Consider the following 24,708-nt stretch of genomic DNA (forward strand, 5'->3'; position numbering starts at 1 on the left):
ACGCAGAGGGCGGGGTACGGCGCGTGCTCACCACGCGCCGTACCCCGCCCTCCGTCGTGTGCCGGGCCCTCAGAAGAGCTGTTCGATCAGGCCGCTGTCGACGTCGTNAGAGAAACCCGCCGACCTTGATCGTGTCGGGGATGAGTGGGTGGCTGCGCACGGCGGCCACGTCGGCGGCGAGGGCGGTCCGCTGGTCGGTGACGACGTGGAAGCCCTGCCACGAGGCGTCCTGCCCGGCGGACGCCCCGACGCGCTCGCGCAGCTCCTGCTCGGAGCTGCTGGCCATGGCGCATCGGGTGTGGGGGACGATGAGCACGCGCTCGACGCCGAGCAGGTGCACGCCGAGGACCAGCGCCTCGAGGGCGTTGAGCGTCACGCGGCCACCGGGGTTGCGGAAGATCTTGGCGTCACCGGGCTTGAGGCCGACGAGTCGCAACGGGTCGATGCGCGAGTCCATGCAGGTGACGATGGCGACGCCCGCATGGGCGATGCCGTCGAACCCGCCGGTGGTGAACTCGGTCTCGGCGTACCGCTGGTTGGCAGCGATCAGGTCGTCGAAACCCGTTGCCTTGGTGGATGTCTCGTTCACAGCAGGCCCGCTCTCTTCGGGATGGACATGGCCATCGGCTTGGTGGTGGACGCGAAGAAGTCGTTGCCCTTGTCGTCGACGACGATGAAGGCGGGGAAGTCCTCGACCTCGATCTTCCAGACGGCTTCCATGCCGAGCTCGGGGTACTCGAGGACCTCGACGGAGCGGATGCAGTCCTGGGCGAGGCGCGCCGCAGGACCGCCGATCGACCCGAGGTAGAAGCCGCCGTGCCTGGCGCAGGCGTCGGTGACCTGCTTGGAGCGGTTTCCCTTGGCCAGCATGACCATCGAGCCGCCGGCAGCCTGGAACTGGTCGACGTAGGAGTCCATCCGGCCGGCCGTCGTCGGGCCGAACGAGCCGCTGGCGTAACCCTCGGGCGTCTTGGCCGGGCCGGCGTAGTAGACGGCGTGGTCCTTGAGGTACTGCGGCATCCCGTCGCCGGCGTCGAGGCGCTCCTTGATCTTGGCGTGCGCGATGTCGCGGGCGACGACGAGGGGTCCACTGAGCGAGAGCCGTGTCTTCACAGGGTATTTCGCGAGCTCTGCACGGATGTCGTCCATCGGCCGGTTGAGGTCGATCCGGACGACGTCGTCCTCGCCCTCGAGGTGCTCCTCGGCCGTCTCGGGCAGGAAGCGGGCCGGGTCCTTCTCGAGGACCTCGATGAAGACACCCTCGGGCGTGATCTTGCCGAGGGCCTGCCGGTCGGCGGAGCAGGAGACTGCGATGGCGACGGGGAGCGACGCGCCGTGGCGGGGGAGCCGGACCACGCGGACGTCGTGGCAGAAGTACTTGCCGCCGAACTGCGCGCCGATGCCGAAGTTGCGCGTCAGCTCGAGCACCTGCTCCTCGAGCTCGGTGTCCCGGAAGCCGTGGGCGCTCATCGAGCCCTCGCGAGGAAGCTCGTCGAGGTACTTCGCGCTCGCGTACTTGGCTGTCTTCAGGGCGAACTCGGCACTCGTGCCGCCGATGACGATGGCCAGGTGGTAGGGCGGGCACGCCGCGGTGCCGAGCGAGCGCAGCTTCTCGTCGAGGAACGCGAGCATGCGCTCGGGGTTCAGGATCGCCTTGGTCTCCTGGTAGAGGAAGGACTTGTTGGCGCTGCCGCCGCCCTTGGCCATGAAGAGGAACTTGTAGGCGTTCTCGTGGCCCTCGGCGGTGTCGGCGTAGAGCTCGATCTGCGCGGGGAGGTTGGAGCCGGTGTTCTTCTCCTCCCACGTGGTGAGGGGCGCCATCTGGGAGTAGCGCAGGTTGAGCCGGGTGTAGGCGTCGCTGACGCCGCGCGCGATGGCCCGCTCGTCGGTGCCGGCGGTGAGGACGTGCTGGCCGCGCTTGCCCATGACGATCGCGGTGCCGGTGTCCTGGCACATCGGCAGGACACCGCCGGCGGCGATGTTGGCGTTCTTGAGCAGGTCGAGCGCGACGAACTTGTCGTTGTTGCTCGCCTCCGGGTCGTCGATGATCCGGCGCAGCTGGGCGAGGTGCGCGGGTCGGAGGTAGTGCGCGATGTCGTGCATGGCCGTGTCGGTCAGCAGCCGCAGCGCCTCCGGCTCCACCTGCAGGAAGGTGCGGCCGCCCGGGCCCTCGACCGTGCTCACGCCCTCGGTCGTGAGCAGGCGGTACTCGGTCTGGTCGGGGCCGATGGGCAGCAGGTCCTCGTAGGGGACCCCGGCCTCCGGGTCGAACTCCGGGTCGAACTCCGGCATGGTGCTCCTGTTCCTCGGGTCGCCGCGGCGGGCGACTACAGCTCGTCGAGGCTGGGGGCGTAGGCCCCGGCCCTGCCGACGGTGACTCCACTCGTGGCGAGGCCGCGCTCGATGGCGGGCCCCACGTCCTCCAGTGTCGCGTCGTGCAGCCGCTGCCGTGCACCCGGGTCGCCCAGGAGGCCTGCGGCCACGAGGCCGGACACCAGTCCGGCCATGAACGAGTCGCCGGCGCCGACGGTGTCGACGACGCCCTTCACCCGCGCGCGCTCGCGGCCGGTGCGCTCCTCGGAGGCGACGCGGAAGGCGACGCCGTCGGCACCCAGGGTGACGACCGCCAGGCCGGCGCCGAGCCCCACCCACCGGGCCATGACCTGCTCCGGCGACTCGGCGGGGTACAGCAGCGCGAGGTCGTCCTCGCTGGCCTTGACCACGTCCGAGAGGGCGACCAGCTCCTCCACGCGCAGCCGTACGGCGCCGAGGTCGCCCATGATGCTCGGGCGGATGTTGGGGTCGTAGGAGACGGTGCCCTGCTCACGGACCGCGCGCAACACTGACGTGACACTGTCGGCGCCCGGCTGCAGCACCGTCGCGATCGAGCCGGTGTGCACGTGCCCGGTGCCCTGCGGGAGCGCCACCTCGGGCAGCTCCCAGTGCAGGTCGAAGTCGTAGGTCGCCGCGCCGGACTGGTCGAGCCTGGCTGCCGCCACCGACGTGGGCGAGGAGCCGAAGCTGTCGGCCAGCACGGTGACGCCATGGCGGCGCAGGTGGGCGGCGATGCGCTCGCCGCGCTCGTCATGGCCGAGCCAGGTGGCGAAGTCGACCGGGTGGTCGAGCCGGGCGAGGCCGACCGCGACGTTGGCAGGGCTGCCGCCGACGTGCTCGGCGGACTCGCCGCTGGCGTCGGTGACGATGTCGACCAGGGCCTCGCCGACCACCAGCAGCCGGGGGTGCATCAGGCGTCCTGGGCCGAGGGGATGGCGTGGTCGAAGTCGATCGAGCTGTAGGCCCGCAGCTTGGCCAGCTGGTGGTGGCTCTCGATGAGGCGGATGGTCCCCGACTTGGAGCGCATGACCAGCGAGTGGGTCGTCACCCCGCCGGCGCGGTAGCGGACGCCCCGCAGCAGCTCGCCGTCGGTGATGCCGGTGGCGACGAAGAAGCAGTTCTCGCCCCGGACGAGGTCGTCGGTGGACAGCACGCGGTCGAGGTCGTGCCCGGCGTCGACGGCCTTCTGGCGCTCCTCGTCGTCGCGCGGCGCGAGCCGGCCCTGGATGACGCCGCCGAGGCACTTGATCGCGCAGGCGGTGATGATGCCCTCCGGGGTGCCGCCGACCCCGAGGAGCAGGTCGATGCCGGTGTCGTCACGGGCCGCCATGATGGCGCCGGCCACGTCACCGTCGGAGATGAAACGCAGCCGGGCGCCCGCGCTGCGCACCTCGGCCGCCAGCTTCTCGTGGCGCGGACGGTCGAGCATGACCACCGTGACGTCCTCGACGGTCTGGCGCTTGGCCTTGGCGACGCGGCGGATGTTCTCGGCCACGGGGAGCCGGATGTCGACCGAGTCGGCGGCCTCGGGCCCGGTGACGAGCTTGTCCATGTAGAACACGGCGGACGGGTCGTACATGCTGCCGCGGTCGGCGACGGCGAGGACGGCGACCGCGTTGGACTGGCCCTTGGCCGTGAGGGTCGTCCCGTCGATCGGGTCGACCGCGACGTCGCACTCGGGGCCGTTGCCGTCGCCCACCTCCTCGCCGTTGTAGAGCATCGGGGCGTCGTCCTTCTCGCCCTCGCCGATGACGACGACGCCCTTCATGGAGACCGTGGAGATGAGGGTGCGCATCGCCTCGACGGCGGCGCCGTCGGCGCCGTTCTTGTCGCCCCGGCCCACCCAGCGGCCACCGGCCATGGCGGCGGCCTCGGTGACGCGGACGAGCTCGAGGGCGAGGTTGCGGTCAGGCGCCTCGACGCCGACCCGCAGGGCGGAGGGAAGGTGCTGCTCGGACACTGGTTCTGATCCTTCACGCGGCGGCGGGTGAGTGCCCGCAGACTACCGGGGGCGGGGGCAGTTGGCGCCGACCGGTCTGCGTCAGGGACGATGGGCACGTGAGCACCCCGGCCCCCCGCAGTTCGTACGCCAACGGCTCCGTGGCCAACATGGTCCGTTCGCTGCTGGTGATCGGTGCGCTGGTCGCCGTCCTCGTGGCGGTCGTGCCGCGCGTCAACAACGTCAGCCAGCCGCCGGTGGACGTGACCGGGGCGTCCGTGGAGGTCGCCCGCGACAGCGGCTGGGCCATCGAGCGCCCGGAGGGCCTGCCGGACGGGTGGAAGGCCACCAGCGTCCGCTACGTCCGCTCCACCGACGGCCTCATGACCTGGCACGCCGGCTACCAGTCACCGACCGGCAACTACGTCGCGATCGAGCAGACCAAGGACGCCACCTCCGGGTGGGTGGAGGCGCAGACCAACCGGGCGGCCAGGACGGGCACGACGCAGGCCGGTGGCCGGACGTGGGACACCTACGTGCGCAACGGCAAGGTGCAGAACAGCCTGGTCAACAAGGGCGCCACGGGGCAGCTCACCACGATCGTCACCGGCACGGGCACGTTCCCCGAGCTCACGGCCTTCGCCGACAGCCTTCGCCCCGTCCCCAAGAGCTGACCGACCGGTGCGGGCTGGTCCCGCGACCGTGGCGCGCCCCTACTTCGGGTCGTCCTCGGTGAGCGCGGCCTCGGCGCCGTCCAGCCAGGTGCTGCAGTGGGCGGCCAGGGCCTCGCCCCGCTTCCACAGCCGCATGCTCTCCTCGAGGCCGACCTGGCCGCCCTCGAGCTGGGCCACGATGTCGATGAGCTCGTCGCGGGCCTGCTCGTAGGACAACTCGGCGACGTCCGCGAAGTCGTCGGCGCCCCCGGACGCGGCAGCGGACGGCTTCTGCTCTCCCTTGGCCATGGGGAAGGAGCCTAACCGGCGTCGGCGGCCAGCCCCACGACCCGGGTCGCGAAGTCGCCGCGGGCCACGCGGACGCGCAACAGCTCGTCGGGCACGACCTCGTCCTGGTCCATGACCACGCGGCCGTCGCGGTGCTGCACCACGGCATACCCACGCTCGAGGGTGGACAGCGGGGAGAGCGTGCGCACCTGCGCCCGGAGGTGGCCGACCTGGTCGGCCGCCCGGTGCACCGACCCGAGCACCCGGCGGGTGGCGCGGTCGGTCAGGGCGTCGAGCTCGGCCCGCCGGGCGTCGATCATGGCGGCGGGGTTGGCCACCACGGGGCGCGAGCGCAGCGCGACGAGGTGGCGGCGCTCGCTGGACACGTGGGCGGCGAGGGCTCGCCGGGCGCGGGCCCGGGCCTGGCGTATGCCGTCGCGCTCGGCCTGCGCGTCCGGCACCACGCGCTTGCCGGCGTCGGTCGGGGTGGAGGCGCGCCAGTCGGCGACGTGGTCGAGCAGCGGGGTGTCGACGTCGTGGCCGATGGCCGACACCACGGGGGTCCGCGCCGCCGAGACGGCCCGCAGGAGGGCCTCGTTGCTGAAGGGGAGCAGGTCCTCGACCGACCCGCCGCCGCGAGCGATCACGATGACGTCGACCCCGTCGAGGCCGTCGAGCTCCTTCAGGGCGCCCATGACCTCCTGCACCGCCGCGGGACCTTGCACAGCGACCTCGCGGATCTCGAAACGCACCGTCGGCCAGCGGCGACGGGCGTTCTCGACGACGTCCTTCTCCGCCGCACTGGCGCGGCCGCAGACGAGCCCGACGGTGCGCGGCAGGAACGGCAGGGGGCGCTTGCGCCGGGGGTCGAACAGCCCCTCGGAGGCCAGCGTGCGCTTGAGGTGCTCCACCCGGGCGAGCAGCTCGCCGACGCCGACGGGACGGATCTGGCGGGCGTCGAGCATGAGCGAGCCGCGCTGGGTCCAGAACACCGGCTTGGCCTGCAGGACGACGCGCGCGCCCTGCGCGACCGGCACGGGCATCGCGTCGAGGGCGTTGGTCGAGATCGCCACCGACAGCGACATGTCGACGTCGGGGTCGCGCAGCGTGAGGTAGGCGGTGCGCGAACCGGGGCGGCGGGTCAGCTGCACGACCTGGCCCTCGACCCACAGCACCGACATCTTCTCGACGTACTCGGCGATCTTCATGCTGAGCAGCCGGACCGGCCAGGGCGACTCGGCAGTGGTGTCGCCGGCTCGCTCCGGGAGGTCGGGGCGCTGGTCGGGGCCGGTCACGGGCCCACTCTAGGAGGTGGAGCGTGGCCCTCCGCCGCACGACGCGGATTGGGGTGGCAGAGAGGCGCCACCTACCATGGAGGCATGACTGAGACCACCGAACGACCCACCAAGCGCGTGCTGCTGGCCGCGCCCCGCGGGTACTGCGCGGGCGTCGACCGCGCCGTGGTCACGGTCGAGAAGGCCCTCGAGCTCTACGGTGCCCCGGTCTACGTCCGCAAGGAGATCGTGCACAACAAGCACGTCGTGACCACCCTGGAGAAGCGCGGCGCGATCTTCGTCGAGGAGACCGACGACGTGCCCGAGGGCGCCACCGTCATCTTCAGTGCCCACGGGGTCGCCCCGGTGGTGCACGAGGAGGCGAAGGCGCTGAGCCTGAAGACGATCGACGCCACCTGCCCACTGGTCACGAAGGTGCACCGCGAGGCCGTCCGCTTCGCCGGCGACGACTTCGACATCCTCCTCATCGGCCACGAGGGCCACGAGGAGGTCGTCGGCACCGCAGGTGAGGCACCCGACCACATCACGCTGGTCGACGGACCGGACGACGTCCCCAACATCACCGTCCGCGACCCCGAGAAGGTCGTCTGGCTCTCGCAGACCACGCTGTCGGTCGACGAGACCATGGAGACCGTGCGGCGCCTGCGCGAGCGGTTCCCCGCGCTGCAGGACCCGCCCAGCGACGACATCTGCTACGCCACCCAGAACCGCCAGCTCGCGGTCAAGCAGATGGCTCCCGAGTGCGACCTCATGGTCGTCGTCGGCTCGCGCAACTCCTCCAACTCCGTGCGCCTCGTCGAGGTCGCCCTCGAGCACGGCTCCCGGGCAGGGCATCTCGTGGACTACGCCGACGAGATCGACGACTCGTGGCTCGACGGCGTCACCACCGTCGGTGTCACCTCCGGCGCCTCCGTGCCCGAGGTGCTCGTGCGTGACGTGCTCACCTACCTGGCCGAGCGCGGGTACGGCGACGTCAGCCCTGTGGTGGCGGCCGAGGAGAGCCTGCTGTTCTCCCTGCCCAACGAGATCCGCCGCGACCTCAAGGCGCGTGGGCTGGGCGACAAGATGCGCCACGACGCGAGCTTCGAGGAAGCCGGCTCCCTGCACTGACCCGCTCCGCCGGGTACGGCGTGCGGCCGGTACGGCGCGGGTCCTGTCGATCCGGGGGCACCGCCGGTAGCGTCGGGACCGTGATCGACCTGGCGACGACGCGGCGGCGCGTGCTGCAGCGCCTCGTGGCCCGCAGCCCCGGCGTGGTCGACCTGTCGACGCTCGACTCGGTGCCGCGCCGGCTGCTGCGCCCCCTGCGTCGCGACGGGCTCGACCCGGTGGCGCGGCTGGGGACGACCGTGCCCGATCCGGTGCACCGCCTCGCGCACATGTTCGGGATGAACATCTGGCTGGTCTCCGGTCAGGAGGAGGGACGAGCGGTCCTCGCCGAACAGTCCCGCTTCAGCAACGACCTGCGCCCGTACGTCGGCAGCAGCAGCTCCAACGTCGGCGGCCTGGGCTTCACCGACCCCCCGGAGCACACCCGGCTGCGCTCGCTGCTCACGCCGGAGTTCACCATGCGCCGGATCAACCGGTTGGCCCCCCGCATCGAGCAGATCGTGGACGCCCAGCTCGACGAGCTGGCGGCCGCCGGCCCCGAGGCGGACCTCGTCGGCGGGTTCGCCTTCCCCATCCCGTTCCTCGTGATCTGCGAGCTGCTCGGCCTGCCTCCTGAGGACCGCGAGCGGTTCCGGGCGCTCAGCCACGCCCGGTTCGACGTCTCGGCGGGGGGCGCGGGCGCCTTCGGGGCGATCTCGTCCTCGCGGAGCTTCCTGCTCGAGGCAACCCGCCGCCAGCGCGAGAGCCCGGGCGACGGCCTGCTCGGCCGGATCATCGCGGCGGTGGGCGACGAGGTCGGCGACGAGGAGATCGCCGGCCTGGCCGATGGCGTCTTCACCGGTGGCTACGAGACGACCGCGAGCATGCTGGCGCTGGGGTCGCTCGTGCTCCTGCGCGACCGGCAGCACTTCGACCTCATCCGTGACGACGACGCCTCGGTGGACCCCGTGGTCGAGGAGATGCTGCGCTACCTGTCAGTGGTGCAGATCGCGTTCCCCCGGTTCGCGCTGGAGGACCTCGACCTGTTCGGCCGCCGCATCCGCAAGGGCGACGTGGTCGTGGTCGCCCTGAGCCGCGCGGACCGCGACGGGCGCATCGGCCCCGACCTCGACCGCTTCGACCCGACCCGTCCGCCGTCGCCGCACCTGGCCTTCGGGTACGGGTTCCACCGCTGTGTGGGCGCCGAGCTGGCGCGGCTCGAGCTGCGGACAGCGTTCCCGCGACTGGTCCGCCGCTTCCCCGAGATGCGCCTGACGGTCGACCCGTCGTCACTGCGCTTCCGTGACCAGTCGATCGTCTACGCGGTGGACTCCCTGCCCGTCCACCTCGGCGCCGACTCCGCCTCCAGGTCGAGCTGAGGCCTGGCGTCCTGCGCGGTGGCCGCGTCGAGGAGCTCGACGGCGGTGAGCACCCGTGGGCCCGTCTCAACAGGTCGGGGTGTGGCCAGGGTGTCCTCGACGATGTCGAGCTCGTGCATCTTGCGGGCGGTGACCAGGACCCGTGACTCCAGCGCCCCGACCAGCTGGTTGTAGGTCTCGACCGAGCGCTGCAGGGCGGTCCCCATCCGCGCGGCGTGACCCCCCAGGGTGCCGAGGCGGTCGTAGAGCTCGCGGCCGACCGTCATGAGCTCGCGCGCCCCGGCGGTGAGCGCGTCCTGCTGCCAGGTGAAGGCCACCGTGCGCAGCAGGGCCATCAGCGCACCGGGGCCGACGAGCACCACCCGACGGGCCATGGCGTCCTCGTGCAGGCTCGGGTCGGCGGCCAGGGCGGCGGAGAGCATCGCCTCGCTGGGCACGAAGCACACCACCATCTCCGGGCTGCTCTCGAACGCCGACCAGTAGTCCTTGGCCGCCAGGGCCCGCGCGTGTCCCTGCAGGGTCGTGGCGTGCTCGCGCAGCAACCGGGTGCGGTCCTCCGCGGACAGGTCGTCGGCCTGGGCCCGCAGGAACGCGACCATGGGTGCCTTGGAGTCGACCACGAGGTACTTGTCGCCGGGCAGCCGGACGACGACGTCCGGGCGCACCTGGCGGTCGTGACGGCTGACCCGGTGCACCTGCTCGTCGAAGTCGCACCGGGCGAGCAGGCCCGCGTGCTCGAGGACGCGGCGCAGCTGGACCTCCCCCCAGGCGCCCCGCACGGTCGAGGCGTTGAGGGAGCCCGCCAGGCTCTGGGTCTGGCGCCCGAGCGCCGTGGTGGACGCGTGCACCTGGGCGATGGTCTGCTCCAGTGCCGCGAACTGGTGGGTGCGGTCGCGCTCCAACGTGCCCACCTGCTGCTCGACCCGACCGAGCGCGTCGCGCAGGGGCGCCAGGGCGGCGGCGGTCTGGGCGTCGTCGGACAGGGCAGCCTCGAGGTCGACGACCCGCTCGCGCAGCAGGTCCCGCTCCGCGGCCACGCCGGCGGCACGCGCCATACCGAGCTGGTGCACGACGAACGCTGCTGCGGCGGCGCCGAGGGCGAGTCCGGCGAGGAGGGCGAGGGCGAGTTCCATGGCGAGGACCATGCCACCCCCCACCGACAGGATGGCGCAGGGGCCGCGGAGGTAGCGTGCCGGACATGCCCGACCACCTCCCCGCGCCGGAGCCCCTGCTCGTCGACGACGACCTCGTCCTGCACGGGCTCGACGACGAGACCGTGGGTGACGGCGTCGTCGCCTTCGAGGCCATCTGGCAGCACGAGCGGGTCGGTCGCGTCGAGCTGCTGCACGGCGATGCCGGCGACGCCGAGCTCATCTGGCTGTTCGTACCCGAGTACCGCGCCGTCGGCGTCGTCGAGCGGGCCCTGCGGCTCGTGCTGCGCTGGGGGTTCGACGAGCTCGGCCTGCGCCGGGTCGAGACCCGCGTCGAGGACGAGGACCGCGGCGCGGTGCGCTCCGCCATGCGCGCCGGGCTGCGCAAGGAGGGTGTCAGCCGGGCCGTCACCGTCCCCGGCGGTCGCGGCGACGTCATGGTGCTCAGCGCCCTGGACGACGACGCCCCGCCGCACACGCGCGAGGGCTTCATCGCCCAGCTCAACGCCGCGCTGCCCACCAAGCGGGCCATCGCCCAGGGCGTGGTGCGGGACGCCGCTGGACGGGTGCTCCTGTGCGAGCTGGTCTACAAGAACGAGTGGGACCTTCCCGGCGGGGTGGTCGACCCGTACGAGTCGCCGGCGCAGTGCGTGGTCCGCGAGGTCCGTGAGGAGCTCGGCGTCGAGGTCGAGGTGCGCTCGCTGCTGGCCGTCAACTGGCTGCCCCCGTGGCGCGGGTGGTCCGACGCCACGGCCTTCATCTTCGACCTGGGCGTCGCGGACGAGGAGCTCGTCACGCGGGCCACGTTGCAGCCCAGGGAGATCCGCGCGCTGCACTGGGTCGGCGAGGAGGAGCTGGAGAGCCGTGTGGCGCCGTACAACCAGCGGCTGCTTGCCTTCCTGCTCGGGCACCGGGGCCCCACGGCCTACCTCGAGGACGGCTTGCCGGCCCTGTGAGGTGAGCCCGCGCCCGGCGGCCAACCGTGCGCCGCGTGGGAACGCCCGGTAACGCATTCCTGCAGGTCAGCCGCTCGTTCGACGTGCGCGGCTCGCCACACCCCGCTACTGTCGCGACGTCATCTTGCCGGGGGAATTCGTTCGAAACACGGAGTGCACCATGACTGACTCGACCATGCCGCCACTGTCCGCGGAGGAGCTGGCTGCCGAAGGCACCACCGCCCTCCCCGACAAGGAGGTGATCAGCCTGCTCGACCTCAACGCCGACCTCGACATCGGTCTGGACGCGGCAGCGCCCATCGACCTCGCAGTCGCGGCCAACGCCAACGTCGCGGCGCCGATCGACGCCGCGGTCGGGGCCAACGTGCTCTCGGTGGGCTCCGAGGCCCAGGCGCTCTCAGACCAGGGCGTCCTCATCGACCAGGGCATCACGGGCGAGGCGGTCGCCGAGGGCGGCCAGGACTCCACCATCGACCAGGCAGACGCAGCCCCGGCTCCGGCCGACACGGCGGCCCAGGCGCCTGCCGCGGACTCGACGGTCCCGGTCGACGGCGCCTCGTCGACCGACGCGGTGGATGCGGGCGGCTCCCTCGACGGCCCCCTGCTCAACGTCGACGTCGACCTCGCCGCGGACCTCGACCTCGCGGCTCCGATCGCCGGCGCCGTCGCAGCGAACGCGAACGTCGCGGCGCCGATCGACGCATCGGTCGCTGGAAACGTCGGCTCGATCGACTCCGACGCCGTGGCCATCTCGCAGCAGGACGCCATCATCACGCAGGACATCGACGCCGACGCCAGTGCGTCGACGGACCAGACCTCGGACATCTCCCAGTAGTCGGCGCGAGGACGCACTGACGTGACTCCCTTCGAGGGGCCTGGGGCCCCAGCCGGGCGCGAGCCTGCCCCCGAGCCAGCCGGCTCCGGGGCGGCCCTCGCACCGGGGGCCGACGACCGGACCGACGACCGGACCGACGAGCCGGTCCCCGTGCGGGCCGACGGCGTCCAGCTGCTCGGTGAGGTGCCGGGGTCCGGCTACCGCGTGGCGCCGGCCCTCGTGCGCCGCGGCGACGGGCAGACGATCCAGCTGACACCCCTCCTGTACGCCGTCCTGGAACAGGTGGACGGCCGGCGCACGACGGCCCAGATCGCCGAGGCGGTCGGGGCCGCGATCGGCCGCCAGGTGCGCGCCGAGGACGTCGAGTCGCTGTGTGACTCCAAGCTCCGCACCATCGGGGTGCTCAAGAGGGTCGACGGCTCGGACCCCGAGCTGAAGCGCTCAAACCCCTTGCTGGCACTGCGGTTCCGCTATGTGGTGACGGATCCGAAGCTCACGCGGAGCATCACGGCGCCGTTCGCGCTGCTGTTCGCCCCCGTGGTCGTGGCCCTGCTGGTCGTCGCGTTCCTCGCGGTGTGCGGGTGGGTCATGATGCACAAGGGTCTGGGGTCGGCGACGCACCAGGCCTTCGACCAGCCTGCGCTGCTGCTCGCCGTCTTCGCGCTGACCGTGGTGTCTGCGGGGTTCCACGAGTTCGGCCACGCTGCCGCCGCGAGGTATGGCGGCGCCACCCCGGGGGCGATGGGTACCGGGTTGTACCTGGTGTGGCCGGCCTTCTACACCGACGTCACCGACAGCTACCGTCTCGGCCGCGCCGGCCGAGTACGCACCGACCTCGGCGGTCTCTACTTCAACGCCATCGTCGCCGTCCTGATGTTCGGCGTGTGGTGGGCGACCGGGTGGGACGCCATCCTGCTCATCATCGCCACCCAGGTGCTCCAGATGGTGCGCCAGCTCGCTCCTCTGGTCCGGTTCGACGGCTACCACGTGCTCGCGGACGTCACCGGCGTCCCCGACCTCTACCACCGGATCAAGCCGACGCTGGTCTCCCTGCTGCCGAGGCACTGGAACGATCCCGAGGCCAAGGTGCTCAAGCCGTGGGCCCGCGCGGTCGTCACCACCTGGGTCCTGGTCGTCGTGCCGGTGCTGGCCTTCTCGATGGTGATGATGGTGCTCAGCTTCCCACGGGTCGCCGGCACGGCCTGGGCGTCGGTGGCACGGCAGTGGGCCCGGCTGGAGACGCAGGCCGCCGACGGGGACGTGCTCGCCGTGGTCGTCCGCGTGCTCTCGATCGTGGCCATCGCGCTGCCGGTGTTCGGGGTGGCGTTCATCGTGTCGCGCCTGGTCCGCCAGGTGGTGCTCGGCACGTGGCGCAGGACGAGTGGACACCCAGTACGGCGCACTGCCGCGGGGATCGTGGCAGCCGCCGTCGTCGCGGGCCTGGCCTGGGCCTGGTGGCCGCAACCGGGCACCTACCGGCCCGTGCAGGCGTACGAGCGGGGGACGCTGGCCGACGCGGTCCACACGACCTTCACGCGCACCGGGCTCGTGTCACCGGCCCAGCAGCGGCTGCAAGAGGGTCGGCAGGCCACCGGTCGCACGATCTGGCGCAGGGGAGCGGCACTTCCCACCGCCGATGCGCCAGTGCTCGCGGTGGTCATGGCGCCGCGGCCCGGCCAGACCGCGCCGGACGGGTCGGCACTGCCCACCTGGGTGTTCCCGTTCGACCGCCCGCTCCCTCCCGGCGAGGGTGACAACCAGGCCTTGGCCGTCAACACGACCAACGGGTCCTCCGAGTACGACGTCGCCTTCGCGCTCGTGTGGGCTGACGGCAACAGCGTCGCGAACACCAACGAGGCCTACGCCCTGGCGTCCTGCACCGACTGCCAGACGGTGGCGGTCGCCTTCCAGGTCGTCGTCATCATCGGTGACGCACACGTCGTCGTCCCCGAGAACATCGCCGCTGCCGTCAACTACAACTGCGTGCAGTGCGTGACGCAGGCCCTGGCGACCCAGCTGGTCGTCACTCTCTCCGGCCCCTTGGACGCCCGCAGCACGGCGGAGCTCAACGCGCTGTGGGCCGAGATCTCTGCCTTCGGGAACCACGTCCAGGACGTCCCGCTGAGCGAGCTCCAGGGACGGCTGGCCGACTACGAGCGCCAGATCCTCGCCATCCTGCGCAAGGACCCGGCGTGGGTCGAGCCGCGCGGCGGCGACTCGTCCACTGCGACGTCGACCACCCCCACGACCAGCTCCACGACCAGCTCCACGACCAACCCCACGACAGTGCCCACCACGACCGGCCAGGCCCCCTCCGGCTCGACCAGCTCCGGGGCGCAGCCTTCGCCGACCTCGGGTGGTGCCGCGTCCACCGGGACGACCCCGTCGTCGACCTCCGGCTCAGCGAGCTCGACCGCCCCGAGCGCGTCCAGCACCTCGGGAAGCCCCACGACCTCGACGGCCGGCGCGAGCTCCTCGTCGGCGCCGGTCCCTGGCGAGGAGGTGGCGTCGACCACCTCTGCGCCGTGACTCGCCCCGTCGCGGCATACGCTCTCGTCCCGAGAGTCGGTGCGGTGCAGTGAGGACGTGAGGACGAGCGATGGACGCGCAGCTCAGCGAGTTCGACGAGGGTTCGGCGGTTTCGGCGCGTGCTAGTGAGTCGGGGGTCTATGACGCCGCCCTCGGCGAGGGGTGGCGCATCGGGGGAGGCGTCAACGGGGGCCTGCTGCTCTCGGTCGTCGGCCGTGCCCTCTCGCAGGAGCTCGGCAAGGCGGAGGGCGACCGACCGGCGCACCCGCACCCGCTGGCCATCAGCGCCTACTACCTGACGCCCGGCGTGCCCGGCCCTGCGACGGTGCGGACGTCGGTCCTGCGCCGCGGCCGGGCGGTCTCCAACGGGCAGGCCTCGCTCGTGCAGCCCGACGAGGCGGGCGGCGAGGTCGAGCGCCTCCGGGTGCTCGCGACGTACGGCGACCTCGCCACGATGGACGCGGACGCGAGCACCACCGCGGTGCCACCGGAGCTGCCGCCCGTGGACCGCTGCGTCTCGGCCGCGCAGGCGCCGCCGCAGTTCCTCAAGCACGCCTCTCTCCTCGAGCGCCTGGACCTGCGCCTCGACCCGGCCACGACCGGCTGGGCCATGGGCAAGCCGTCGGGCAACGGCGTGATCCGCGGGTGGCTGCGCATGGCCGACGACCGCGAGCCGGACCCGCTGCTGCTCCTGCTCGCCGTCGACGCCCTGCCGCCGGTAGCCTTCGAGCTCGGGCTGCCCGGCTGGGCGCCAACGCTCGAGCTGACGGCCCACGTGCGGGCCCGCCCGGCGCCCGGCTGGCTGCGCGTCGTCCTCACCAGCCGCACCATGTCGGGCGGTTACCTCGAGGAGGACGCCGAGGTCTGGGACAGCGAGGGCAGGCTGGTCGCGCTCTCCCGTCAGCTGGCGAGGGCCGCGACACCGCGACGGTAGACTCTCGGCCTTGTGGCTCTCACTATCGGAATCGTCGGCCTGCCCAACGTGGGCAAGTCCACGATGTTCAACGCCCTGACCAAGAACAACGTGCTCGCGGCGAACTACCCGTTCGCCACCATCGAGCCCAACGTCGGGGTCGTCCCCCTGCCGGATGCCCGCCTCGGCAAGCTCGCGGAGATCTTCTCGTCGGAGAAGATCCTGCCCGCCACGGTGTCGTTCGTGGACATCGCGGGCATCGTCCGCGGCGCCTCCGAGGGGGAGGGGCTGGGCAACAAGTTCCTCGCCAACATCCGTGAGGCGGACGCGATCTGCCAGGTCGTCCGCGCGTTCGAGGACGGCGACGTCGTCCACGTCGACGGCAAGGTCTCACCCGCGTCCGACATCGATACCATCCACACCGAGCTCATCCTCGCCGACCTGCAGACCCTCGAGAAGGCCGTGCCGCGCCTCGAGAAGGAGTCGCGGATCAAGAAGGAGAGCAAGCCGCTGCTCGACAACGCGGTCGCCGCCCAGAAGGTGCTCGAGGAGGGCAGGACCCTGTATGCCGCGGGCGCGGCCGCCGGTGTCGACCTCGCCGAGGCGAAGCAGCTGGGCCTGCTGACCACCAAGCCGTTCATCTTCGTGTTCAACCTCGACGAGGACCAGCTCGGCGATGCCGAGCTCCACGCCTCGCTGCGCGCCCTGGCGGAGCCCGCCGACGCGGTGTTCCTCAACGCCAAGCTCGAGATGGACCTCATGGACATGGAGGCCGACGAGGCGATGGAGCTGCTCGAGTCGTTCGGGGCCACCGAGTCCGGTCTCGACCAGCTCGCCCGCACCGGGTTCCACACCCTCGGCCTGCAGACCTACCTCACCGCAGGTCCCAAGGAGTCCCGCGCGTGGACCATCGGCCGCGGCTGGACCGCGCCGCAGGCCGCCGGCGTCATCCACACCGACTTCCAGCGCGGGTTCATCAAGGCCGAGATCGTCTCCTTCGACGACCTCGTCGAGGCCGGCTCGATGGTCGCCGCGAAGGCCGCCGGCAAGGTCCGCATCGAGGGCAAGGACTACGTCATGGCCGACGGCGACGTGGTGGAGTTCCGCTTCAACGTCTGACCGTGGTCACGGTTCGGGCGGGCACCCGGACAGCCGGGTCCGGTGCGCGAGTTCTCACCGCCGGGGCGCCCGCGGCAGGCCGGAGAGCACGATCGCCCGCGCCCGCTCGATACCCGCCGCACGCGCGTCCGTGGCGCGAGCAGCAGCTGAGCCGGCGTCCTCGAACGGCACGTCGTCGAACGAGCAGCGCGTCCCCTGGACCGGCAGCACCCGGCTCACGAGGTACCGACCGACCACTGTCGTGGCACACGTGCTGTAGCCGAGCGAGGTGTGGCCCCAGCCCGCGACCGTGAGCAGGCGCGAACCGGCAAGGAGCCTCGTCACCGTCTGGGCCCCGGCGTACGGGGTGGCAGGGTCGTAGGTGTTGCCGACCACGAGCACCGGAGCCGACGTCTTCGCCGTCCACGGGCCGGTGTAGCGGTCGTCGGCCCGGCCGGGCCAGGTGGCGCACCCTGCCGACGCCCAGGTCCAGGCCCTGCCGAAGTACGGGGCCAGCGCGTCGCGTGCGATGCCTGCGTCCCACCAGGCCTCGCGAGAGGTGGGGTTCACGGAGTCCGAACAGGCCACCCCCTCGAAACCCTCGAAGGTCTGCGGCATCGGCTCCCGCTTGGCGAACGCGGAGGCCGCCGCGGCAGCTGCCGACGACGGCGAGGTCGCGGCGACCGGCGCCACGCCGACGGCCGCGGCCACCAGGCTCACGCCCGAGGCGAGGTCGCCCCATCCGTACGGTGAGTAGAAGGTTCCGAGGCTGGCTCCCACCACGTCCTGGTAGGAGACCGGCTCCGGGCCGTCGCCGAAGTCGACCTCGACCGGGCCCTTCCGCCGCAGCGCTGCAAGCGTGGCGTCGTACACCGTGCGCGGGTCTCCCTGGGCGGCGAGGGCACAGACGTCGGGGCCGGCCCGTCCGCACAGGGAGAAGAACTGGCCCAGGGACGCGCTCGCACCGAGGTCGCTGCCGAGTCGCGACGAGAACGGGAGTCGACGGTCGGCTGCGCTGCGACCGGTCGTCCAGGCGACGGGGTCGAGCACGCCGTCGACGACCAGGGCCCGTACGTTGCCGGGGAACAGGTTCGCGTAGACGCTGCCCAGCTGTGTCCCGTAGGAGTAGCCGGCGTAGGTCAGGCCACGGTCGCCGACGGCACGGCGCAGGAGGTCGAGGTCACGGGCGACGTCGGCGGTCGACATGTGATCCAGGACCGGGCCGCCGTTGCGCTCGCAGAGCGAGGTGTAGGTCGTGTAGGCGGCATCGACGGTGCGGTACTCGGACCGGGTGAGGGGGAAGGCCGGGACACCACCGAAGACGTTGTCGAGCTGTTGGAAGGAACGGAAGCAGACCAGTGGGTTACTGCGGGCGACGCCACGGGGGTCGAAGCCCACGACGTCGAACCTGTCCAGCACGTCCTGGGGGAAGAGGGCCCACGCGAAGGAGGCGAAGTCGACGCCCGAGCCGCCCGGGCCGCCGGGGTTGATGAACAGGGTCCCGATCCGCCGCGTCGGCTGACTGGCCTCGAGCCTCTTGAGCGCGATCCGCAGCGTCTGGCCCTGCGTCCGGTCGTAGTCGAGCGGGACCGTGGCCCACGCACAGGAGAACGTCGCTCCGGGTGGCCCCTCCGAACCCCCGAAGTCGTCACCGCACGGGCCCCAGTCGAGCACCGGGACGGCGGCGTTGGCCGTACCCCCGCGGTCAGATGGGAAGGCGGCAGGGGCAGCAGAGCCGCTGGTGGCCGACATCCCGAGTGAGACGGCTCCGGCCAGGACGATGGCAACGATGCGTGAGCGTCTGGACATGACGTCCTCTTCCACCCCGTGCCGCTCGCCCCCGACGACGGACGGCGTCTGTCCACGGTAGGGGTCCTGCGGCGCCTCGCACAAGGTCCCGTACACCGTTGGCGTCCCGGTGCCTGCCAACGGGCCGGCCCGTGGTCAGTGGGAGACGACCCACCTGCCCGACGACGGGTCCATACGGGCCAATCCGAGTTCCGCGAACCCGTCGAGCCATCCCTGCATGGGGAACCATCCCCAGATGTCGCGGAACACGTTGGCGTTGTTGACGATCGAGTGCAGGTGCTGCGTCGGCGGCGAGCTCGTGGGGTGGTGCTGGTGGTATGCCGCTGCGCCCCCTGTCCACACGAGGCTCCCGCCCGCGGCGGCGAGCCGCTGACCGAAGTCGGTGTCCTCGGCGCCATACCCCGTGTAGTCCTCGCTGAACCCGCCGAGACGCCGCCAGTGGTCCGCGGTCACGCCGAAGGAGAGCGACCAGAACAGCCGGACGTCGCCGTCCTCGGCCACCTCCCGGGGGGCCAGCCGGGGACGGGCCGGGTGGGGGTCGGCGAGGTCGCAGAGCCCCGGACGCCGGTAGTCGGCAGGATGGTCAGCCGGTGGCAGGTAGGCCACCTCGCCGCACACCACCACCGGGAACGGGCGTGCGGACACGCCCTGCAGGACCTCGTCGTAGCGGGCGACGGTCCCCTCGGCTGGGATGCAGTCGACGTCGAGGAAGACCAGGCGGTCGGCTCCCGCCTCGAGCGCGACGGCCGCCCCGACGTTGCGCGCGGAGGCGAGCGGCAGGTCGGCCCCTATGGCGTCCATGAAGGACGTGTGCACCCCGGGCAGGACCTCCCGGGCCACGGTGACCACCTCGGGGTCGCCCATCGACACGACGACGTGCAGGTCCGCGGGGCGGGACTGCCTGCGCAGGCCCCACGCCTGCCCGCGCAGGTGCTCGTGGCGTCCCCGGGCGATGGTGACGACGGCTGTCCGGTGGGTGCTCACGACCCTGCGCCCGGGACGAGGTCGCCGGCCAGCCGGTCCAGGTGGGCCGCCGCCCGGGCGGCGCCGTCGCCCGTCGACCAGCGGGACCACCGCTGCCCGCCGCGTGCCAGGGCGCGGTCGAGCAGCTCGGGCCACTCGCGGGGAGACGGCCACGACGCGCACCCCACGGCGATGCGCCAGTCGTCCACCCTGCGTGCCGTCGCCACCTGCTCGTCGTGGGGCCGGGGCTGGGCGACGACGACCGCGGGCCGGCGGGCCGCGGCGACCTCGGCCACGGCGTTCTGGCCGCCGTGGGTGACAACGACGTCCGCGGCCTGCAGGTCGGCCCACAGGTCCCCGGACGCGCCCCGACCGGGCGACCGCTCCACCCACGTCCAGTCCGGGGTGGCCGCTCGGGCCTGCTCCACCTGGGCGGCCGTCGTGGAGTGGCCACCGGCACCCCAGAGGACCAGGACCGTGCGACCCGGGTGGGCTGCGGGGACCGGGTCCGGGAGGCTTCGGTGGTCGAACCGCGAGATGGCGCCGACGAACCACGCCTTGGCGAACCAGCGGTCCGGCCAGTGCAGGTCGTGCGCACCCCGCGGCCACGGCGCCAGTAGGGCGTCGGCCGTGTCGTAGGCCAGGCGGTGGGGGCGGTCGTCGCGCCGACCGGGCATCGCCACGACGACGGTGGGCACCCCGCAGAGCCGGGCGAGGAGCGTCACCTCGACGGAGACGTCCACGACCAGGGCGCTGGGGCGCTCCTCGGCCGCCCACCGGGCGATCTGGGCCGACCGGCGGGCCAGCCCCTCGTGGTGCGTCGGGGCCCAGTGCAGCACCCCGTGGGCGGTCGGGTCGCGGTCCGCCAGGGCGCCGGGGTGCGGGTCGTCGTCGCGCGCCAGGGTCGTCCAGCCGCCCTCCCACCCAGGCGGTGGCGCGGCGGAGCTCAGGCCCCAGACAGGTTGATCGAGGGCGGCCGCGATGCCGCGCATCCGTGTGAGGTGACCCGCCCCCTGGTGGTGGGCGTAGTACCCGATCACGCGGCCACCTCGGGAGCCAGGAGCAGGTCGCCGTAGGCCGCGACGTAGGCGTCGACCATGGCGTCGAGCGAGCAGTGGGCCACCGCGTGGGCGCGGGCCCGCGCACGGTCCATGGCACAGACCTCGTCCACCGCCGCCGCGGCCGCCGCCACGTCGCCGGGCTCGACGAGCGTGCCGCAGTCGGCAGGGACGAACTCGGGGAGGCCCCCACGCCGGTACCCCACGACCGGTGTCCCGCAGGCCATCGACTCGGCGGCGACGAGGCCGTAGGGCTCGTCCCAGTCGGGGGTGACGACCAGGGCGGCGCTGCGCCCCACGAGGTCACGCAGAGCCGCGACCTCGAGGTGGCCGACGTACTGCGCGTGGTCGCCGAGGAGCGGCTCGAGCCGGTCGCGGAAGTAGGCGACGTCGCCGACCGGGCCGGCCAGGCGGATGCGCCGTCCGCTGGCGGCGGCGATGCGCACGGCCTCGTGAGGGGCCTTCTCGGGGACCACCCGTCCCATCCACACGAGCTCCTCGCCGCCGGGGCCCGGGGTCCACCTGGCGGTGTCGACCCCGTTGTGCACGACGGCGGCTCGGGTCACGTGGCCCCACTGGCGGGCGGTGTGCTCGCTCACGGCCACGAAGCGGCTGCGGCTCTGGTCCATGAGCGCGATCGCGGGCTCCAGCCACGGGGTCGGTGGCGTGTGCAGCGTCGTCAACATCGGGGCCGGGCAGGACTGGGCGAGGGCCACGGGCAGGTAGTGGAGGCTGTTGTTGTGGATCACGTCCACGTCGCCCCGTCGCTGCAGCTCGAGCATCACCTGCAGGTAGGCGTGGTGCTCAGCCAGCCACGTCTCCGGCGGCATGCTGACGTCACCGCGCGCGTCCTCGCTGAGCACCAGGGGGTCGACCGTGATCTCCCGGGCGTCGAGCGCCGGGTCGCTGCCGGCTCCGGCGAACAGGGTCACCTCGATGCCTCGAGCGCGCAGGCCGCGCACGAGGGCCCAGGTCAGGGACTCGAGTCCGCCGGCGAAGGGCTGGCGCAACGGGTGCTTGGCGGCCCCGAGGATCACGACGTGCACGCGAGCCTCCGCTCGAGCGCCGTGGCGTAGACGTGCTCGTGCGCCGCGGCCAGCTCGTGGCGCTCGGCGGCTCGCGCCGGCCAGGTGGCCCTGGGCGCCGTCAGGCCTGCCTGGTGGCGACGGTGCGCCACCCGGACGGCCGCGGTGAGGGTCGCCGCGCGCTCGGCACCGTCTGCCGAGTAGGACAGGACGGGTCGCTGCTCGGCGTAGAACCCGCAGTCGGGGGCGACCACCCACGTCCCGAGGTCGTGACAGGCCTCGAGCCAGCCGGAGTGGGTGCCGAAGCGGTAGGGGAGCACGGACACGTCGAGTCCCTGGAGGTAGGCCCAGAGCTCGTCGTCGGTGAAGTAGTCGTGGACGTGCAGGTCGACCTGCCCGCGGCGAGCCAGGTCGTGGACGTGCGCGGCGAAGCCGGGGTCGTGGTGGCGCATCCCGGGTGTCATGACGTCGGTGTGCACGTCGACGCGCAGGACGGCGTCCGGCACACCGGTCAGGGCAGTGACCACGGCGTCGAGGTCCGCGACGGGGTCCATGTTGGCGCGCAGGCTCTTTGCGTGCAGGCCCACCACGAACGCCGATCCCGTGGGTCGCGGGCGCTCGACCCAGGCCTGTGGCACCACGTGGGGGTGGGGCAGGACGGTGGCTGTGCGACCCCAGCGCGCGGCGATCGTGTCGGCCGCGCCTCGGGTGAGCGTGATGAGGTGGTCGGCTGCGTCGACGAGCACCGCGAGCTGGGCGTCGTGGGCGTCGGCCGTGGTGTGGTGCGGGTTGCGCAGGTCGTGGACAGTCAGCACCAGCGGCTTGTCGTGCTCGCGCAGGGCCGTGACGACGTCGCGCAGGTCCTGCGGGGAGAGCGCGTCGAAGCCGAAGTGCACGTGCATGACGTCGAACTCGGCGGCGTGGGCACGAACCCACTCGGCGGTGAGCATGCGCGGGGGCCACCACGGAGAGTCGGGGGAGTCACCCGCCGGCGGGTCGGCGAGCCGGCTGACCGCAGCGGGGCCAGGGCCGGCCCCGGGGACGGGGGACAGGTGCCGGACGTAGACGTGACCGGACGGGATGGAAGCCACAACGATGCTCAAGACATCCTCCAGGGGAAGGCGTCGAGCGTGCGCCAGCACAGCCCGACAGGGCAGCTGGCGCATGTTTTGACCGGCTCGTGGTTACTGACCTCAACGTAACCCGGACCACCGAAGACGGCGACCCCCGCGACGGCGACCCTCGCGACGGCGACCCTCGCGACGGCGACCCTCGCGACGGGGCCCTGACGACGAGGTCGCGACGACAGGCCCCGGCGCCAGGTCCTCGCGGTGACCCGATTCCGGTGGTCGAGCCGCGGGGGCCCGTGAGAGGGTCGCCGGATGCTCAACGACGTCTGGCCCCTCTTCGGACTCACGATCCGCACCCCTCGGCTCGAGCTGCGGCTCCCGCGCGAGGAGGAGCTCGCCGAGCTGGCGCAGCTCGCAGGGCTGGGGGTGCACGAGCCCGGCCAGCGCCCGTTCCTCACCCCGTGGACCGAGGGCAGCGCCGAGGAACGCGCGCGCTCGGTGCTCCAGGGGCACTGGGACCGGCTCGGTGCGTGGGAGGTCGACGACTGGCGCCTGGGCCTGGGCGTCTTCGAGGGCGACCGACCCGTGGGCGTGGTCACGCTGCGCGCCACGGACTTCCCGGTCGTGCGAGAGGTGGCCACGACCTCGTGGCTGGGCCTCGCGCACCACCGACGAGGACTGGGTACGCAGGCCCGTGAGGCCGCGCTCAGCCTCGCCTTCGACCACCTCGGCGCCGAGGCCGCGCTCACCGAGGTCTTCCAGGACAACGCCGCGTCCCAGGGGGTGTCCCGCAAGCTGGGCTACGAGCACGACGGGATCTCGCGTGACGCCCGCGGAGACGAGGTCCTGGTTTCCGACCGGCTGCGGCTGACCCGCAGCGGGTGGCAGTCGCGGCCCCGGCCCGAGGTCACGGTCGACGGCCTCGCGCAGTGCCGGTCGTTCTTCGGCGCCTGACCCCATCCGGTGCCCTCACCGACGAATGGCCGGGCAGGGCCCTCAGGCGGTGAGGAGTGCGGACAGGGCGGCGAGCGCCTCGGGTCGGACCCAGTAGTAGACGAAGGTGCCGCGGCGCTCGCAGTCGACGAGACCGGCCTGGCGCAGGGTCTTGAGGTGGTGGGAGATCGTGCCCGAGGAGAGGTCGAAGGCGGGCGTGATCTCGCAGACGCACAGCTCCGGCTGGGCGGCGATCATCGAGGCCATCTGCAGCCGGACCGGGTCGCCCAGCGCCTTGAACATCGGCGCCAGCCGCTCGGCGTCCTCGGCGGTGACGGGTGAGGTCGCGAGGCCGCAGCAGCTGGCTTGGCGGACCTTCGGCTCTGACTCGAGGACGGGCATGCGACTATCTTGACAGATGTCAAACCAGCGCACCATGCTGGACGTGCTGATTCGACAGTTCTCAAATCAAGGAGTGGCCATGGCCGACGTGCAGATGAGTGACGAGCAGGTCCGTGAGGCGGTGCGCGAGCGCTATGCCGCCGCGGCCACGACCCTTCTGGGCGAACCGACCGGCGACCCGTCGGCCCGGGAGAGCTCGGCACAGGAGGCACAGAACGGGTGCTGCGGCGGTGGTGGCTGCTGCGGAGGCACCAGCGCCCAGGCGGTCGACCCGATCAGCAGCGGCCTGTACGACGCGGACTCCGTGCCGTCAGGCACGGCCCTCGCTGCCTCCCTGGGCTGCGGCAACCCGACCGCGCTGGCAGAGCTCCGTCCCGGCCAGGATGTCCTCGACCTCGGGTCGGGTGGCGGCCTGGACGTGCTGCTCTCGGCGCGACGGGTCGCCCCGGGCGGCACCGCGTACGGCCTGGACATGACCGACGAGATGCTGGAGCTGGCCAGGCGCAACCAGGCCGAGGCGGGGATCGACAACGCCACGTTCCTGCAGGGCGCCATCGAGGACGTGCCGCTCCCGGACGCCTCCGTCGACGTGGTCATCTCCAACTGCGTCATCAACCTCTCCACCGACAAGGACGCCGTCCTGCGCGAGGCGTTCCGGGTGCTCCGGCCGGGTGGGCGCTTCGCCGTCTCCGACATCGTGCTGCTGCGCCCGATCCCGACCGAGCTGCAGGGCGTCGTCCGGCTCTGGACGGGCTGCATCTCCGGGGCCCTGCGCAGCGAGGAGTTCGTCGACAAGCTCGCGGCGGCCGGGTTCGAGGACGCCGAGGTCGAGGTGACGCGCGGCTACACGCGCGACGACCTGACAGGCATGGCGGAGGTCACCGACGCAATCGAGCTGCCCGAGGGCATGGGTCGTTCAGAGCTCGTCGACGCGCTGGACGGCGCCTTCGCGAGCGCGTTCGTCCGGGCGCGCAAGCCGTGACGTCGCC

22 protein-coding genes and 1 pseudogene are annotated in these 24,708 nt (G+C 72.5%); 10 read left to right on the forward strand and 13 right to left on the reverse strand.

What is annotated here, in order from left to right:
* Nucleotides 1-108: 108 nt before the first annotated feature.
* The 4 genes and pseudogenes from ASG70_RS07995 to glpX form a co-directional block, all read right to left on the reverse strand.
* Nucleotides 109-457 (reverse strand): annotated as a pseudogene (locus ASG70_RS07995) (beta-class carbonic anhydrase); the annotation flags it as partial.
* A 128-nt stretch (nucleotides 458-585) separates the two neighbouring features.
* Entirely contained in the window at nucleotides 586-2,292 is a 1,707-nt protein-coding gene (locus tag ASG70_RS08000; RefSeq protein ID WP_056883331.1) for a fumarate hydratase, read from the reverse strand.
* Between the two features lie 35 nt (nucleotides 2,293-2,327).
* Complete coding sequence (locus tag ASG70_RS08005; RefSeq protein WP_056883332.1) at nucleotides 2,328-3,245, reverse strand: PfkB family carbohydrate kinase; 918 nt, start codon at nucleotides 3,243-3,245, stop codon at nucleotides 2,328-2,330.
* Nucleotides 3,245-4,294: a class II fructose-bisphosphatase gene (glpX, locus tag ASG70_RS08010; protein ID WP_056883333.1), complete on the reverse strand. Its 1,050-nt coding sequence runs from the start codon at nucleotides 4,292-4,294 to the stop codon at nucleotides 3,245-3,247. The genes ASG70_RS08005 and glpX overlap by 1 nt, the downstream gene beginning before the upstream one ends.
* Nucleotides 4,295-4,392: 98 nt before the next feature.
* On the opposite strand from glpX, the gene ASG70_RS08015 reads away from it, so the two are divergent.
* Entirely contained in the window at nucleotides 4,393-4,947 is a 555-nt protein-coding gene (locus ASG70_RS08015; RefSeq protein WP_056883334.1) for a DUF4245 domain-containing protein, read from the forward strand.
* A 39-nt stretch (nucleotides 4,948-4,986) separates the two neighbouring features.
* Here the strand turns inward: ASG70_RS08015 and ASG70_RS08020 are convergent, their stop codons facing one another.
* Complete coding sequence (locus tag ASG70_RS08020) at nucleotides 4,987-5,235, reverse strand: exodeoxyribonuclease VII small subunit (RefSeq protein WP_056883335.1); 249 nt, start codon at nucleotides 5,233-5,235, stop codon at nucleotides 4,987-4,989.
* Between the two features lie 11 nt (nucleotides 5,236-5,246).
* Nucleotides 5,247-6,509 carry an exodeoxyribonuclease VII large subunit gene (gene xseA, locus ASG70_RS08025; RefSeq protein WP_056883336.1) on the reverse strand — a complete coding sequence of 421 codons (1,263 nt, stop codon included), beginning with the start codon at nucleotides 6,507-6,509 and terminating at the stop codon, nucleotides 5,247-5,249.
* Nucleotides 6,510-6,593: 84 nt separating this feature from the next.
* Here xseA and ASG70_RS08030 point away from each other — a divergent pair, with 84 nt between their 5' ends.
* Nucleotides 6,594-7,619, forward strand: a complete 1,026-nt coding sequence (locus ASG70_RS08030; protein WP_056883337.1) for a 4-hydroxy-3-methylbut-2-enyl diphosphate reductase — start codon at nucleotides 6,594-6,596, stop codon at nucleotides 7,617-7,619.
* An 80-nt stretch (nucleotides 7,620-7,699) separates the two neighbouring features.
* A complete protein-coding gene (locus tag ASG70_RS08035) occupies nucleotides 7,700-8,977 on the forward strand; it encodes a cytochrome P450 (protein ID WP_235531401.1) in 1,278 nt (425 codons plus the stop codon).
* Here ASG70_RS08035 and ASG70_RS08040 read toward each other — a convergent pair.
* Nucleotides 8,917-10,110, reverse strand: a complete 1,194-nt coding sequence (locus ASG70_RS08040; RefSeq protein ID WP_056884070.1) for a DNA recombination protein RmuC — start codon at nucleotides 10,108-10,110, stop codon at nucleotides 8,917-8,919. The two genes, ASG70_RS08035 and ASG70_RS08040, sit on opposite strands and share 61 nt — an antisense overlap.
* 65 nt (nucleotides 10,111-10,175) lie before the next feature.
* Here ASG70_RS08040 and ASG70_RS18850 point away from each other — a divergent pair, with 65 nt between their 5' ends.
* The 5 genes from ASG70_RS18850 to ychF all read left to right on the forward strand — a co-directional run bounded on the left by ASG70_RS18850 (nucleotide 10,176) and on the right by ychF (nucleotide 16,480).
* Nucleotides 10,176-11,084 carry an NUDIX hydrolase gene (locus ASG70_RS18850; RefSeq protein WP_082590333.1) on the forward strand — a complete coding sequence of 303 codons (909 nt, stop codon included), beginning with the start codon at nucleotides 10,176-10,178 and terminating at the stop codon, nucleotides 11,082-11,084.
* Nucleotides 11,085-11,244: 160 nt separating this feature from the next.
* Complete coding sequence (locus ASG70_RS08050; RefSeq protein ID WP_056883338.1) at nucleotides 11,245-11,919, forward strand: hypothetical protein; 675 nt, start codon at nucleotides 11,245-11,247, stop codon at nucleotides 11,917-11,919.
* Between the two features lie 21 nt (nucleotides 11,920-11,940).
* Entirely contained in the window at nucleotides 11,941-14,448 is a 2,508-nt protein-coding gene (locus tag ASG70_RS08055; protein WP_156399892.1) for a hypothetical protein, read from the forward strand.
* Between the two features lie 70 nt (nucleotides 14,449-14,518).
* Complete coding sequence (locus tag ASG70_RS08060) at nucleotides 14,519-15,382, forward strand: thioesterase family protein (RefSeq protein WP_056883339.1); 864 nt, start codon at nucleotides 14,519-14,521, stop codon at nucleotides 15,380-15,382.
* A gap of 12 nt (nucleotides 15,383-15,394) precedes the next feature.
* On the forward strand, nucleotides 15,395-16,480 hold the full coding sequence (gene ychF / locus ASG70_RS08065) for a redox-regulated ATPase YchF (protein ID WP_056883340.1): 1,086 nt from the start codon (nucleotides 15,395-15,397) through the stop codon (nucleotides 16,478-16,480).
* Nucleotides 16,481-16,534: 54 nt separating this feature from the next.
* Here ychF and ASG70_RS08070 read toward each other — a convergent pair whose 3' ends face one another.
* From ASG70_RS08070 to ASG70_RS08090, 5 genes are all read right to left on the reverse strand, one after another.
* Nucleotides 16,535-18,268, reverse strand: coding sequence for an alpha/beta hydrolase (locus ASG70_RS08070; protein ID WP_156399893.1), 1,734 nt, complete (start codon nucleotides 18,266-18,268; stop codon nucleotides 16,535-16,537).
* 135 nt (nucleotides 18,269-18,403) lie between these two features.
* Nucleotides 18,404-19,252: a glycosyltransferase family 2 protein gene (locus ASG70_RS08075; protein ID WP_056883342.1), complete on the reverse strand. Its 849-nt coding sequence runs from the start codon at nucleotides 19,250-19,252 to the stop codon at nucleotides 18,404-18,406.
* Nucleotides 19,249-20,271 (reverse strand): glycosyltransferase, encoded by a 1,023-nt coding sequence (locus tag ASG70_RS08080; RefSeq protein ID WP_056883343.1) that lies wholly within the window; start codon nucleotides 20,269-20,271, stop codon nucleotides 19,249-19,251. Before ASG70_RS08080 ends, ASG70_RS08075 begins: the two co-directional genes overlap by 4 nt.
* A complete protein-coding gene (locus ASG70_RS08085) occupies nucleotides 20,268-21,335 on the reverse strand; it encodes a glycosyltransferase (protein WP_056883344.1) in 1,068 nt (355 codons plus the stop codon). Before ASG70_RS08085 ends, ASG70_RS08080 begins: the two co-directional genes overlap by 4 nt.
* On the reverse strand, nucleotides 21,323-22,417 hold the full coding sequence (locus tag ASG70_RS08090; RefSeq protein WP_156399894.1) for a glycosyltransferase family 1 protein: 1,095 nt from the start codon (nucleotides 22,415-22,417) through the stop codon (nucleotides 21,323-21,325). Before ASG70_RS08090 ends, ASG70_RS08085 begins: the two co-directional genes overlap by 13 nt.
* A gap of 279 nt (nucleotides 22,418-22,696) precedes the next feature.
* Between ASG70_RS08090 and ASG70_RS08095 the strand changes: the two genes are divergently transcribed.
* Nucleotides 22,697-23,338 (forward strand): GNAT family N-acetyltransferase, encoded by a 642-nt coding sequence (locus ASG70_RS08095; protein WP_056883345.1) that lies wholly within the window; start codon nucleotides 22,697-22,699, stop codon nucleotides 23,336-23,338.
* Nucleotides 23,339-23,380: 42 nt separating this feature from the next.
* Here the strand turns inward: ASG70_RS08095 and ASG70_RS08100 are convergent, their stop codons facing one another.
* The gene (locus ASG70_RS08100) at nucleotides 23,381-23,719 is read right to left on the reverse strand and encodes a helix-turn-helix transcriptional regulator (RefSeq protein ID WP_056883346.1); all 339 of its coding nucleotides are present in this window, start codon (nucleotides 23,717-23,719) and stop codon (nucleotides 23,381-23,383) included.
* A 43-nt stretch (nucleotides 23,720-23,762) separates the two neighbouring features.
* On the opposite strand from ASG70_RS08100, the gene arsM reads away from it, so the two are divergent.
* Nucleotides 23,763-24,701 carry an arsenite methyltransferase gene (arsM, locus tag ASG70_RS08105; protein WP_235531402.1) on the forward strand — a complete coding sequence of 313 codons (939 nt, stop codon included), beginning with the start codon at nucleotides 23,763-23,765 and terminating at the stop codon, nucleotides 24,699-24,701.
* Nucleotides 24,702-24,708 lie beyond the last annotated feature (7 nt).

It is taken from the genome of Phycicoccus sp. Soil748 (genome assembly GCF_001428025.1).
Classification (GTDB): Bacteria; Actinomycetota; Actinomycetes; order Actinomycetales; family Dermatophilaceae; genus Pedococcus.

What these genes read in the sequence shown, in the direction of transcription:
- ASG70_RS08095 (WP_056883345.1), top strand. Translation starts at nt 22,697, where the DNA reads ATGCTCAACGACGTCTGGCCCCTCTTCGGACTCACGATCCGCACCCCT.
- ASG70_RS08050 (WP_056883338.1), top strand. Translation starts at nt 11,245, where the DNA reads ATGACTGACTCGACCATGCCGCCACTGTCCGCGGAGGAGCTGGCTGCC.
- ASG70_RS08030 (WP_056883337.1), top strand. Translation starts at nt 6,594, where the DNA reads ATGACTGAGACCACCGAACGACCCACCAAGCGCGTGCTGCTGGCCGCG.
- ASG70_RS08070 (WP_156399893.1), bottom strand. Translation starts at nt 18,268, where the DNA reads ATGTCCAGACGCTCACGCATCGTTGCCATCGTCCTGGCCGGAGCCGTC.
- ASG70_RS08020 (WP_056883335.1), bottom strand. Translation starts at nt 5,235, where the DNA reads ATGGCCAAGGGAGAGCAGAAGCCGTCCGCTGCCGCGTCCGGGGGCGCC.
- ASG70_RS18850 (WP_082590333.1), top strand. Translation starts at nt 10,176, where the DNA reads ATGCCCGACCACCTCCCCGCGCCGGAGCCCCTGCTCGTCGACGACGAC.
- ASG70_RS08000 (WP_056883331.1), bottom strand. Translation starts at nt 2,292, where the DNA reads ATGCCGGAGTTCGACCCGGAGTTCGACCCGGAGGCCGGGGTCCCCTAC.
- ASG70_RS08060 (WP_056883339.1), top strand. Translation starts at nt 14,519, where the DNA reads ATGGACGCGCAGCTCAGCGAGTTCGACGAGGGTTCGGCGGTTTCGGCG.
- ASG70_RS08040 (WP_056884070.1), bottom strand. Translation starts at nt 10,110, where the DNA reads ATGGAACTCGCCCTCGCCCTCCTCGCCGGACTCGCCCTCGGCGCCGCC.
- ASG70_RS08100 (WP_056883346.1), bottom strand. Translation starts at nt 23,719, where the DNA reads ATGCCCGTCCTCGAGTCAGAGCCGAAGGTCCGCCAAGCCAGCTGCTGC.
- ASG70_RS08005 (WP_056883332.1), bottom strand. Translation starts at nt 3,245, where the DNA reads ATGCACCCCCGGCTGCTGGTGGTCGGCGAGGCCCTGGTCGACATCGTC.